Raw genomic sequence first — 12,131 nt, 5'->3', positions numbered from 1 at the left:
AATAAAGATAACAAAACAAACGAAAACAAGAGGATACATGTAAAATTTAAGACAAACGAGGTAAAACAATGCCAAGACCAAGAAAATGGCGAAAAGTTTGTTGTTTGCCGGCAAGCAACGTCTTTGGGCCACTAAATTCTCTAATGAATCGTGACAGTTTAATCGTGATGTCTGTTGATGAGTATGAAACAATAAGACTTATTGATCTGGAAGGGTTTACGCAGGAGGAATGTGCTGATCAAATGAACATTGCCCGCACAACAGTCCAACGGATTTACAATGATGCTCGTCAAAAATTGGCTGATTCTCTTGTCAATGAAAGAATACTCCGGATCGAAGGCGGGGATTACCAGTTGTGTGACGGACTTGAAAAAACATGCGCTTGTGGTGGCTGTCTAAAACATCGATGTGCCAGATATTATCCTGACAATGAAGAGCATGCGGATTGAATAGGTAAAGAATGAATCAAAGCCTTCTGATATTTGTTATTATCCCTTGAGGCTCGTAACAAATAAAAGAAGGCTTTATTATTGCTAATAATAAGTCAAGAATGGAATGTGAACGCTTTTAACTATGGCATTCATGCCCATGAGCTTCACACGATTCGCCTGAGTCCAATAAAGATCCCTCAAGCCATTTAAGGACAACTTCTCTAACATCGCCTGAACAACCGCGTACAACTTGTATGCCGGAGTAATTTAACACATTCACTGCGCCTTGGCCCATGTTTCCTGCAAGCATAAGGTTTACACCCAAGTCTGATAATGTTTGAGCAATATTTGATTTGCAGCCGCAGCCTTCTGGAGAGGTAACCGTTTCCTGATTTATGATAGTTTTATTCTGATCATCGATGGTGAAAACAGTAAAATACTCACAGTGACCAAAATGACCATCTACAAAATTTTGTCGAGAGGGTAATGCAATTTTCATCTAAAATTTACCTCCATGTTATACAAGAATGAATAATTATTATATGTTATTTATTATAATATATAGCTGACATATGTCAATAAACGAATTATATATTGACATATGTTCATAACGATATATAATTGAGTACTGAGGGTATTTAATTCTTAATGTGTTTTTTAAGACAGCATTAGGCATAAATTTTATTTTATACATTGCTCGGAGGTATTCTGCTATCAAAGTAATGTAAGTATAAGCGCAGGGATAAATAATGAAAGGACGGGGATTGCGATGGCCAGACTCAGTTCAGAAATAAAAAGTGTTTTCAGTAAGCAAGATGTTTTTCCGGTAGCGACAGCGTCATCAGATGGTACACCCAATGTTGTTCCGATGACTTTTGTTAAAATTTTAGATGACGATAAACTGTTGATTGTCGACAATTTTATGAATAAAACAAAGAAAAATATTGATACAAACCCGATAATGGCTGTATCGATTTGGGATATGCAGACTGGAAAGTCATACCAGATCAAAGGAAGTACAACCGTTGTCGATTCAGGCAGTGTATTTGAAGAGGCTCAGACTTGGGTTAAAGAAAAAATGCCACAGCTTCAACCAAAGGGTGCGGTAATACTTACAATCGAAAAAATTTATGATTGCTCTCCTTTCGGACCGACTTTAGGACAAGAACTATAAGCAACAAATATTGTTCATACTTCAAAAGGACATAATTAAAAGATGGATATATTAAAATGATTCCTGCAGAGTTTAAGTCGTAAAATGATAGCAGAGTTTTTCTCGAGAGCCTGTCGCTTGGACAGGCTCTTTGTATTGTATATGCTGTATAGTAGTTATCAAAGGTGTTAAAGTAATAGAATTGATTTTTTTATAAGAGTATGTTAACATACCCCTATAGGGTATGTTATATTTTCAAAAAAGGAGTGTTATTATGGCTATTATGATTGATAATAAACGTTGCCCGGAAAATCATCCGTGCCAGTCTGTAAGAGTTTGTCCGGTAAATGCGTTAGTCCAACAAGGATATAAAGCACCAAAAGTTAATACAGAAAGATGTATTGACTGTAATAAATGTGTGAATTACTGTCCAATGGGTGCAATTCACAATGGGGAATAACCGCCTATCATTAAAGGTGGATTGATTTAGGAGGACCGCACTAATGACGGATGGAAAGTATGATTCTAAAGTAATGAAAATGGTTAACATAACCTTTCAGAAATCGGCATGTCCTGGGGGAGAATGTATTGGTACTGTACCGGCAGGAAGCACAATACTTCAAGCGGCGATCGCAGCAGGGGTTCACCTTCAAAGCGCTTGCGGTGGTAAGGGAACCTGCGGCAAATGCCGCGTGATCCTCCCTCCAGAATATCGCAGCGAGCCATTACCTGAGGAAAAGAAGTTTTTAAGCGATGAGCAGATTAGGAATGGGATCGTTCTGGCCTGTAAAAGACATGTTCAAGAAGATATGGCTATTACGTTGATCCAACAAAAGGACGTTTATGATCGCAAAACGCAGCTTGAAAAAGCTGACCGACGGCATGCGCTATCTCCTTATGTTCATAAATACGATGTCAATGTCAGTACGCCAACCATAACAGATCAACGCTCTGATTGGGAACGTTTAATGGCTGAACTCCCTGAATCGCATAGCATTTTTCGATTTAATCGCAGAGTAGCCGCAAAATTACCGGGTATTTTACGCGGTGTTTCTTCCCATGTAACAGCGGTAACAGCAGGGGATGAAATCTTAGCTGTAGAAACGGGAGATACGCGAGACCGATTCTACGGTTTAGCCATTGATATCGGTACCACAACGATTGTGGTATATTTAATGAATTTAAACGATGGAAAAGTCGTGGCGCGTGGTGCTCTGACCAATCCTCAACAGGGAGCCGGTGCCGATGTCCTGTCCCGTATCGCCTATACCGCCGATCATCCAGGCGGTTTAAGCCAATTGCAGTCACTGGTTGTCGAGGGGTTAAATCACATTATTAGCGACTTATGCAGAGAAAAAGAAATCAACTCCGAGCAAATCTACCAGGCTGTTGTCGTTGGCAATACGACAATGAGTCATTTATTTCTTGGAATTGATCCAACCTATCTGGCCACTGCACCTTTCATTCCAGGTTTTCGGCAAACAGTTTCTCTCAAGGCTTCGGAGTTGGGGCTGAACATCCTGGGTGATGGAATTGTAACCATCTTACCGATTGTCGCCGGTTACGTCGGGTCAGATACGATCGGAGTTATGCTGTCAGGCCAAATTGATACACTTAAAGGGATTCATTTGCTCTTGGATATTGGAACCAATGGCGAGATGGTATTAGTAGGCAAGGGAAGGATTCTCACCTGCTCAACCGCAGCCGGACCGACATTCGAGGGCGCAGGTGTTAAGTACGGTATGCGGGCCGCCGATGGGGCAATTGAACGGGTCAGGATATCGGACGACGTAGAACTTGGCGTTATTGGTAAAGAAACCGAAAAAGTACGTGGGATATGCGGGTCAGGTCTGATCGAGGCAGTTTCTGAAATGTTTCGCGTCGGGATCATCACGTCAGAAGGCCGTATGATTACCGCTGAAAGCGATATCGCCAAACTCTCACCGGCGCTTCAGGAAAGAATTATTGCCGATACCGGTGGCCGGGAATTTGTACTGGCCTGGAAAGACCAAACCGTATCGGGCGAGAACGTTACAATTACCCAAAAAGATATCCGCGGACTCCAACTCGCCAAAGGTGCAATTCTTGCTGGAATCCGCGTTCTGATGGCGCATCTCGAAGTTAGTCCGGAAGACATAGAGATGATCCATTTAGCCGGTGCTTTTGGCAACTATATATCAAGAGAAAGCGCCTTAGGTATCGGGCTTTTACCCCAGGTACCACTGGCTAAAATCCAATCCATTGGCAATGCTGCTGGAAACGGTGCGCAGATGGCGCTGCTTTCCACGATTGAAATGGCCAAAGCAAATCAATACGCACTGGTGACCGAGCATATTGAACTCTCTGCAGATAAACTTTTCCAGGACGAATTTCTAGAGGCGCTTGCATTAGGCTAGACGAGGAACATTCAAATAGGGTATGTGATTTTTTCTTCATAATCTGATTCATCAGGTAATAAGGGGGCTTTCAAGATGGTACGGGCAAGTCGTATTGTGAAAAACTTTTCCCCGGCATGGTTTGCCGCCATTATGGGATAATAAATGTGTGTGCATTCAATCTTTGATGGGGTAGGGGCATATATTAGTAATTGATTTTCAAAATCCATATATTTTATAAATCTATTCGAAGATAATGATATCAAAAAAAGAACACAGCTTGAATTTTAATTATAAGACACATATAGATATAGACTATATGCGATAGATTTCACATATAAAAAAGTTGGGGATTAATATTTTACGATTTCTTAAACAAATTAAACTATTTCTTCTAGTTATTAGATTTTCAAAAATATGTCTTGACAACGGGGTGCGGTATAATCAACCTACAATTTCATGCCACCAGAGAAGAGATAATCTAGTTTATCAAGAAAACTCTTTATGAGTATAACCTACTTTTAGTAACTGTTGACTTATTTCCTAAGTTTAAGTTTAAGATGATATCCACAGCTGACTTCATGAAAGAATTGAATACATTAGAAATAGCCGAATGATTTTTTTGCGTTTGGATAAGCAGGAAATTACTCAGTCTGACTATAATGAGTTTCTTAGGGAGAACTAGAACAGTTTAGTGTTTTCGATGGGAAAACAAGGGGATAGCTTCCTTGAGGAGTCATCAATATCTACTATGGGTACGAACCCTAAATTGATTTGTAGGTGAGGGTGAAAAATGGATATAGAAAAACTGTCTTACTTTATTGCTGTAGCCAAGCATAAGAGTTTTACCAGGGCGGCAGAAGAATGCCACATCTCACAAACAGCGATTAGCCAGCACATTGTTAAAATTGAAGACGAATTGGGGACCAAACTTTTTATCCGTGACAAAAAATCAGTTGCACTGACTCCCAGTGGAGAAACATTTTTACATGAGGCATATCGTGTTTACAATGCGTACCAGCAGGCAATAGAAAATACAAAAGCAACAGCCTATGGCTACGAGGGAAGTATAAGAATTGTATTTTTCAGCCTTTATGATCGCATTGTCATAACAGATATAATTCAAAGATTTCACGCGCGCTATCCGCGCATCAAACTGTATATTGCTCAGTGTAATTTTTTTGATTTGTTTGATGATATTTATTATGGTGCGGCGGATATTGGGTTTGTTTTTCCAAAGACCTTAACCGAAAATTTTGTTGTAAAAAACATACAGGAAAGCCCGATCAGTGTTTGTATGCATCATAAAAATCCACTCGTCCAGCATGCCCGCTTGTCTATCGAACAGCTGAGAAATCAACACATACTGGAGCTGAATCGAGAGGGAAATATTTATGGTTATGATATGGTTGATATGATTCTCAAAAAGAATGGTATTCAGACAAATATCAGCGCTTTCCCCGAAAGTGTAGATTCTTTGCTGCTTATGTTGGAGGCCAATATGGGCATCGCATTGTTACCTAGCATATTGAAAGATCATGTAGGCAAAAACCTTATATTTATTGAATTAGAAGAAGAACTATATAAATTCCGCTGCGATGCGGTATATTTAAAAGAAAATACAAATCCCTCACTTGCGCTATTTCAGCAACTCATCGATCAAACCGAATTTTGATTGCGTTTACTTATTACATTATTACATACGTATGAAATTGCAATAACAAAAAAACAAACTGTTATTAGACAAAAAATAGATCTGCCAATATACTTTAATCGAAAGTACCAGAACACTTTTGATTAGAGTTTTTTGCTTAAAAAATGAATCCCTACAAGGGAGGGTGGCCCAATGAGACAGTTTGATGGTAAAGTTGCGCTTATAACAGGCGCCGCGACAGGGATCGGCAGGGTAACTGCCCAAATGTTTGCCCGGGAAGGAGCAAGGGTCGTTGTAACGACGGGTTCAAATGTGAAAGGTGGTGAAGAAACCGTTGAATTAATCAAGGCGGAAGGAGGGGAAGCGATCTTTTTCCAATGCGATGTCTCTAAGGCAGACCAAGTGGAAGCCATGGTGAAAACAAGCATAGAAGCATACGGACGCCTGGACTTTGCCTTTAATAATGCCGGAATAGGACCTGACGGCAAACGGGTCCCGATTGTTGAAATTGCAAATTACCCCGAAGATCTTTGGAATAGAATGATTGATATTAACCTTACAGGGGTTTTTCTTTGTATGAAATATGAAATCAGGCAAATGTTAAAACAAGGCTTCGGTGCGATTGTCAATACCTCTTCTGTAGGTGGTTTAAAAGTGGTCCCTGGTTTTTCTCCATATACAGCGAGTAAAAGCGGACTGATTTACCTTACGAAAGTAGCAGCCTTAGAATATGCGAAAAAAGGAATCCGGATTAATGTTGTTCTGCCCGGACCGACCGGAGGTACGCTCTTAATGGACAACCTTCTAAATACGGAAGATCATCCGAACTTCGAAACAGCTGTACCGATCGGCCGAGTTGCGAATCCCGAAGAATGTGGGGCGTCTGTTATTTGGTTATGTTCAGATGCTGCATCTTTTGTCACCGGAGTCGCTCTGCCAGTCGATGGCGGTTTATCTTGCTATTAGTTTGCTTACTGTTTGTTTAACTAATATAAAGGGGATTTCAAAGTGAAATTTAGAAATAATAAAGAGATTATTAAAGTCCTGATTGATACTGTTTTCAATCAACATGATTTGAGTATTGTCGATGAAATTATGCGGGAGGATTATATCCAGCATAATGATGAAATACCGCAGGGAAGAGCAGAATTTAAACGTTTCTTTGAGCAAACATTTCAGTCTATTCCGGATTTTCGATACGACACGATCCACCTGGTAGCCGACGGGGATATCGTAGCAACGTATAACACCAATACAGGAACGCCTATTGGCAAATGGCTTGGACAGCCTCCAACAGGGAATCGATTTATGTTTCATGTCGTCGATATCTTCCGAATTCAGGACGGATTAATCGCCGAACATTGGGATTGTGCTGATACGTATGAATTGTTCAAGCAAATCGGCAGGATTTGAATGGAGAATGGTGGATTTTCACTGTATTTCCTATACACAGAGTAAGCCTACCCTTTAGAGGGCAGGCTTATTTGTTATACTAATCTTCCGGGCAGCATGCTTGTCATATTTTGAACTGCACCAGTCTAATGGACTGGCGCAGTTCAAAATATCAAATAAATTAAATAAGTATTTCGGGTCTCAAGCGCTGGTTACACCACCATCTACAACCAGTAGGGCACCCGTGCAATACGTACACTCATCACTGCCAAAGAATACAGCAGCATAGGCCATCTCTTCAGGTTTTGCCGGACGTCCCAGCGGGACGGTCGGGGCAAATAATTTTTCGTAATTGTCAAATCCTAAGCACTTAAAATAAACAAAAAAGCCCAACCCAAAGGTTGGACGTGGGAATTTTCAATTTTTAGTTTTGTAGCAGTTAGCCGGAAGCTCTTTAGACCAAGGAACAAACTTCTCAATCAGTTCCGGAAATTGGTTAAAATTTGTATTCGGCATCTGTTTCAATAAATAGACCAGATATTCATAAACTTTTAGGTCATTGGCCAATGCAGTTTGTATGATACTGTAAACCATCGAGCTATCGTGTGCACCCCGATCAGTTTTCATGGTGACCCAATTTTTGCGGCCAATTGTAAACGGACGTATATTTCGCTCCACCAAATTATTTGTCAACTCTAAGCGACCATCTAAAAGGATATTCTCAAAGTATGGCCACTGGTTCAGCGCATAATTTACGGCCTCATAAGCTTGGGATTTGGGTACAATGAGGGGCTTGGTCTCTTTAAGCCACGACAAAAAGGCATCCATCACCGGTTTTAACAGGGTGAGGCGCTTGTTATGACGCTCCTCGGGGGTAGCATCCTTGTATTTCTTTTCGATATGGAACAAGTAGTCGCAATATTCCTGTCCCTTGAAGCAAACGGTTTTCTTTTGCTCCTCCGGACTTAATGCTTTAATAGCATCCGTAAATTTACGCTTTATATGGGCAAGACATCCAACAACCGTGATTCCCGGCCCCAAACGATGGTAAACCTCGTAGCCATCGGAGTGCAAGAAACCAGAGTAGTCCTTTAGAAATTCCTTGGCCGATTCCGTAGCCCGGCTTTCATGGAATTCATAATAGATAATTGGCTCATCATGGGCCCCGCTGCAGTAAACCCAGATATAGCATTTTTTCTTGGAGTCCCTGCCATCCTGCTGCACAACACGGGTCCAAGTTTCATCGGCGTGCAAGATGTCTTTGCTCAGAAGGACACTTCTCATATGGGTATAGATCCTTGAAAAGTATTCCTCCGAACATTGGAGTACCCAATTGCTCATGTTCTGCCTAGAGATCCTGACGCTGTCCATCCGGTCAAACTCCCGCTCAATCCGGGAAAGTGGCATTGCATTGGTATATTTGCTATTGATGATGCCAGCGATCAACTCCGGGGTAGCAAAACTTCCGGGAATCGGCAAGTTGGGCATGTCAGCACGAACAAAAGGGATCTTATCACCTTCGCCTTGATTTTTTTCACACGTACGGCAGGTATAGACATGACGGCGGTGTTCCTCAACTTCGAAATGGGCCGGTACAAGTTTCAGTGTCTTAGTAATTTCAACCTTCATATCGTGTAGGGGACTGTCACACACTGGACAAACCTGCTGTTCTGCCGGAAGCTCATGTTCAATGACGGTGACCTTCAAATCTTTGAAGTCTTGTTCACGCTTACCCTTTTGTTTGGGTTTTCTAGGGGTCTTCGCCGTTGCTTCTTCAAAAGTTGGTTCTGACGCTCCTTTTTGAGCAGTGACTTCAACTTCGTTGAATAAGCAGAGTTGTTCCATTCCCTCGGGATAGGATACAGAATCACCGCTGGAACCATACTTCTTATGGTTATTCAAACGAATCATCTCAATGAGGCGATTCATGTTTTGAGTCAGTTCGGCAATGGCCTTATCCTGCTTTTCGCAGTGGGCAGCCAGGTCTGCTTGTGACATTTCTCTGTAATTCAGTTGTGGTTTTTGAGGTAACTTTATCACGTTATTCATATCCTTATTATATAAGAACCTAACGTAAAATTACAGGATAATAGCGGTAAAAAGCCCTGAAACAGGGGAAAATACGGCAATTTCATTAAATTATTTTAGCAAAACCGGTTAAAGAATTATCCGCTGCTTAACAGGCTTATGTGCGGATGGCTGATCCATTGATAAACCATCTAAAAGCCACCTAAACTGCCGTTCAGAGACCTCAAGGACCTGTTTGTTTTCGTAAAACTTCCATCGGAAAACGCCACGACTCAATTTGCGATAATATAACCACCAGCCGTTATTCGACCAATGAAGGATCTTACATTTATCACAGGCCCGGTTACAGAACACGTAAAGGCAGTTTTCAAAAGGGTCCATCTGTAACTGCGTCTGGACCAATGTAGCAAGACCTTCGATACTCTTTCGCATGTCGCAGGGCTTGCAAGAAAGGAATATTCTAAGGCCAGCAGTATTTAGGCTCATATGGAATAAATAGCAGCAATAGCTTCGCGCAGAGTCTCTGCTTGAAAGCCTGAATACAGCTCGATGGAAACTGCCCCGATCTTAACAATGACCGGAACTTCCTTTATCGATGTTTGCTTCAACTCGATAAAGGTTTTTTGCTGGGGATCAGCATTGGCTTCGCGGTTGCACTTGGTCACCCAGTATCGGAGTGTAGTGATGTTTAGATTGTTTTCTAAGCACCATGCGGCTGCAGCTTGGCCGGAAGCAAGATAATCTTTTACTTGCTGGCGCCTAATCATGGACTGCTCTTTAAGAGTCATAGATAATTCCTCCTCAAATAGTCTTGAGGTTATTATCTCAGTTCCTAAAGGCGTTTGCTATGTGTAGATTTTTTGACAATTACCTTTAATCGAAAGTACCAGAACACTTTTGATTAGAGTTTTTTGCTTAAAAAATGAATCCCTACAAGGGAGGGTGGCCCAATGAGACAGTTTGATGGTAAAGTTGCGCTTATAACAGGCGCCGCGACAGGGATCGGCAGGGTAACTGCCCAAATGTTTGCCCGGGAAGGAGCAAGGGTCGTTGTAACGACGGGTTCAAATGTGAAAGGTGGTGAAGAAACCGTTGAATTAATCAAGGCGGAAGGAGGGGAAGCGATCTTTTTCCAATGCGATGTCTCTAAGGCAGACCAAGTGGAAGCCATGGTGAAAACAAGCATAGAAGCATACGGACGCCTGGACTTTGCCTTTAATAATGCCGGAATAGGACCTGACGGCAAACGGGTCCCGATTGTTGAAATTGCAAATTACCCCGAAGATCTTTGGAATAGAATGATTGATATTAACCTTACAGGGGTTTTTCTTTGTATGAAATATGAAATCAGGCAAATGTTAAAACAAGGCTTCGGTGCGATTGTCAATACCTCTTCTGTAGGTGGTTTAAAAGTGGTCCCTGGTTTTTCTCCATATACAGCGAGTAAAAGCGGACTGATTTACCTTACGAAAGTAGCAGCCTTAGAATATGCGAAAAAAGGAATCCGGATTAATGTTGTTCTGCCCGGACCGACCGGAGGTACGCTCTTAATGGACAACCTTCTAAATACGGAAGATCATCCGAACTTCGAAACAGCTGTACCGATCGGCCGAGTTGCGAATCCCGAAGAATGTGGGGCGTCTGTTATTTGGTTATGTTCAGATGCTGCATCTTTTGTCACCGGAGTCGCTCTGCCAGTCGATGGCGGTTTATCTTGCTATTAGTTTGCTTACTGTTTGTTTAACTAATATAAAGGGGATTTCAAAGTGAAATTTAGAAATAATAAAGAGATTATTAAAGTCCTGATTGATACTGTTTTCAATCAACATGATTTGAGTATTGTCGATGAAATTATGCGGGAGGATTATATCCAGCATAATGATGAAATACCGCAGGGAAGAGCAGAATTTAAACGTTTCTTTGAGCAAACATTTCAGTCTATTCCGGATTTTCGATACGACACGATCCACCTGGTAGCCGACGGGGATATCGTAGCAACGTATAACACCAATACAGGAACGCCTATTGGCAAATGGCTTGGACAGCCTCCAACAGGGAATCGATTTATGTTTCATGTCGTCGATATCTTCCGAATTCAGGACGGATTAATCGCCGAACATTGGGATTGTGCTGATACGTATGAATTGTTCAAGCAAATCGGCAGGATTTGAATGGAGAATGGTGGATTTTCACTGTATTTCCTATACACAGAGTAAGCCTACCCTTTAGAGGGCAGGCTTATTTGTTATACTAATCTTCCGGGCAGCATGCTTGTCATATTTTGAACTGCACCAGTCTAATGGACTGGCGCAGTTCAAAATATCAAATAAATTAAATAAGTATTTCGGGTCTCAAGCGCTGGTTACACCACCATCTACAACCAGTAGGGCACCCGTGCAATACGTACACTCATCACTGCCAAAGAATACAGCAGCATAGGCCATCTCTTCAGGTTTTGCCGGACGTCCCAGCGGGACGGTCGGGGCAAATAATTTTTCTACGTCGCCTCCTGCGGGTACCAGATCGGATGTCGTCATTCCTGGACAAAGGGCATTAACTCGGATATTATAGGCTGCATATTCTACCGCAAGTGATTTTGTTAACAAACTTACCGCACCTTTGCTTGACGAATATGCACTATTATTCGGCATACCGACAATACCCCCAACAGAGCCGCAATTAATGATGGAACCGTTCCTTTGTTTCATCATGTAGGGAAGTACTAACTTCGTCATGGTAAAATAACTGCGAATATTTAAGTTAAATAAAGCATCAAAGTCAACAATATCCATTTCATGAGTATGACCTAAGTAGCCGGCGCCTGCGTTATTAAATAGGATATCGATTTGGCCGTATTTTTCAATGGTCCGGTTGATAACATTTTCTAGATCATGCTGCACCGTTACATCACATTGGATGAAGGTGGCTTCTCCGCCTTTGGCCCGTATGCCGTCTTCCACAGCCTGTCCTAATTCAGTTCTGCGCCCGACAAATATCACTTTTGCTCCCTCAGCAGCAAATATTTCTGCCGTTGCTTTCCCTATTCCTGAAGTTGCTCCTGTGATGAGAGCAACCTTGTTGGTTAATCTGTTCGCCAT

General features: G+C 41.7%; 16 protein-coding genes. 9 read left to right on the top strand and 7 right to left on the bottom strand.

The window, feature by feature from the left end; translation table 11 throughout:
- Positions 1 to 68: 68 nt before the first annotated feature.
- Complete coding sequence (locus tag LPY66_RS11590; protein WP_337984491.1) at positions 69 to 449, top strand: DUF134 domain-containing protein; 381 nt, start codon at positions 69 to 71, stop codon at positions 447 to 449.
- A 118-nt stretch (positions 450 to 567) separates the two neighbouring features.
- On the opposite strand, the gene LPY66_RS11585 is transcribed toward LPY66_RS11590, so the two are convergent.
- The gene (locus LPY66_RS11585; protein WP_337984490.1) at positions 568 to 930 is read right to left on the bottom strand and encodes a NifB/NifX family molybdenum-iron cluster-binding protein; all 363 of its coding nucleotides are present in this window, start codon (positions 928 to 930) and stop codon (positions 568 to 570) included.
- A 270-nt stretch (positions 931 to 1,200) separates the two neighbouring features.
- Between LPY66_RS11585 and LPY66_RS11580 the strand changes: the two genes are divergently transcribed.
- The 3 genes from LPY66_RS11580 to LPY66_RS11570 all read left to right on the top strand — a co-directional run bounded on the left by LPY66_RS11580 (position 1,201) and on the right by LPY66_RS11570 (position 3,980).
- Positions 1,201 to 1,605, top strand: a complete 405-nt coding sequence (locus tag LPY66_RS11580; protein ID WP_337984489.1) for a pyridoxamine 5'-phosphate oxidase family protein — start codon at positions 1,201 to 1,203, stop codon at positions 1,603 to 1,605.
- Positions 1,606 to 1,858: 253 nt separating this feature from the next.
- Positions 1,859 to 2,044, top strand: coding sequence for a 4Fe-4S binding protein (locus LPY66_RS11575; protein WP_337984488.1), 186 nt, complete (start codon positions 1,859 to 1,861; stop codon positions 2,042 to 2,044).
- Between the two features lie 79 nt (positions 2,045 to 2,123).
- Positions 2,124 to 3,980 (top strand): ASKHA domain-containing protein, encoded by a 1,857-nt coding sequence (locus LPY66_RS11570; protein WP_443112487.1) that lies wholly within the window; start codon positions 2,124 to 2,126, stop codon positions 3,978 to 3,980.
- 11 nt (positions 3,981 to 3,991) lie between these two features.
- Here the strand turns inward: LPY66_RS11570 and LPY66_RS11565 are convergent, their stop codons facing one another.
- Positions 3,992 to 4,189 (bottom strand): hypothetical protein, encoded by a 198-nt coding sequence (locus LPY66_RS11565; RefSeq protein ID WP_337984486.1) that lies wholly within the window; start codon positions 4,187 to 4,189, stop codon positions 3,992 to 3,994.
- A gap of 563 nt (positions 4,190 to 4,752) precedes the next feature.
- On the opposite strand from LPY66_RS11565, the gene LPY66_RS11560 reads away from it, so the two are divergent.
- The 3 genes from LPY66_RS11560 to LPY66_RS11550 all read left to right on the top strand — a co-directional run bounded on the left by LPY66_RS11560 (position 4,753) and on the right by LPY66_RS11550 (position 7,026).
- Positions 4,753 to 5,634 carry a LysR family transcriptional regulator gene (locus tag LPY66_RS11560; RefSeq protein ID WP_337984485.1) on the top strand — a complete coding sequence of 294 codons (882 nt, stop codon included), beginning with the start codon at positions 4,753 to 4,755 and terminating at the stop codon, positions 5,632 to 5,634.
- A gap of 171 nt (positions 5,635 to 5,805) precedes the next feature.
- The gene (locus tag LPY66_RS11555; protein ID WP_337984483.1) at positions 5,806 to 6,579 is read left to right on the top strand and encodes a glucose 1-dehydrogenase; all 774 of its coding nucleotides are present in this window, start codon (positions 5,806 to 5,808) and stop codon (positions 6,577 to 6,579) included.
- A 42-nt stretch (positions 6,580 to 6,621) separates the two neighbouring features.
- On the top strand, positions 6,622 to 7,026 hold the full coding sequence (locus LPY66_RS11550) for an ester cyclase (RefSeq protein ID WP_337984482.1): 405 nt from the start codon (positions 6,622 to 6,624) through the stop codon (positions 7,024 to 7,026).
- Positions 7,027 to 7,206: 180 nt separating this feature from the next.
- On the opposite strand, the gene LPY66_RS11545 is transcribed toward LPY66_RS11550, so the two are convergent.
- The 4 genes from LPY66_RS11545 to tnpA all read right to left on the bottom strand — a co-directional run bounded on the left by LPY66_RS11545 (position 7,207) and on the right by tnpA (position 9,821).
- Complete coding sequence (locus tag LPY66_RS11545) at positions 7,207 to 7,398, bottom strand: SDR family oxidoreductase (protein ID WP_337984484.1); 192 nt, start codon at positions 7,396 to 7,398, stop codon at positions 7,207 to 7,209.
- Positions 7,399 to 7,422: 24 nt separating this feature from the next.
- The gene (tnpC, locus tag LPY66_RS11540) at positions 7,423 to 9,045 is read right to left on the bottom strand and encodes an IS66 family transposase (protein WP_157677299.1); all 1,623 of its coding nucleotides are present in this window, start codon (positions 9,043 to 9,045) and stop codon (positions 7,423 to 7,425) included.
- A gap of 117 nt (positions 9,046 to 9,162) precedes the next feature.
- Positions 9,163 to 9,519, bottom strand: coding sequence for an IS66 family insertion sequence element accessory protein TnpB (gene tnpB, locus LPY66_RS11535; protein ID WP_089609049.1), 357 nt, complete (start codon positions 9,517 to 9,519; stop codon positions 9,163 to 9,165).
- Positions 9,516 to 9,821, bottom strand: coding sequence for an IS66 family insertion sequence element accessory protein TnpA (gene tnpA / locus LPY66_RS11530; RefSeq protein ID WP_089609048.1), 306 nt, complete (start codon positions 9,819 to 9,821; stop codon positions 9,516 to 9,518). The genes tnpB and tnpA overlap by 4 nt, the downstream gene beginning before the upstream one ends.
- 162 nt (positions 9,822 to 9,983) lie before the next feature.
- Between tnpA and LPY66_RS11525 the strand changes: the two genes are divergently transcribed.
- Together LPY66_RS11525 and LPY66_RS11520 are read left to right on the top strand one after the other, a co-directional pair.
- A complete protein-coding gene (locus LPY66_RS11525) occupies positions 9,984 to 10,757 on the top strand; it encodes a glucose 1-dehydrogenase (protein ID WP_337984483.1) in 774 nt (257 codons plus the stop codon).
- A gap of 42 nt (positions 10,758 to 10,799) precedes the next feature.
- Complete coding sequence (locus LPY66_RS11520; protein ID WP_337984482.1) at positions 10,800 to 11,204, top strand: ester cyclase; 405 nt, start codon at positions 10,800 to 10,802, stop codon at positions 11,202 to 11,204.
- Positions 11,205 to 11,384: 180 nt separating this feature from the next.
- On the opposite strand, the gene LPY66_RS11515 is transcribed toward LPY66_RS11520, so the two are convergent.
- Entirely contained in the window at positions 11,385 to 12,131 is a 747-nt protein-coding gene (locus LPY66_RS11515) for an SDR family NAD(P)-dependent oxidoreductase (protein WP_337984481.1), read from the bottom strand.

This window comes from Dehalobacter sp. DCM, assembly GCF_024972775.1.
Taxonomy (GTDB): Bacteria; Bacillota; Desulfitobacteriia; order Desulfitobacteriales; family Syntrophobotulaceae; genus Dehalobacter.
Note: the sequence above shows the minus strand (reverse complement) of the source record. Positions and strands in the feature narration are given on the sequence as shown.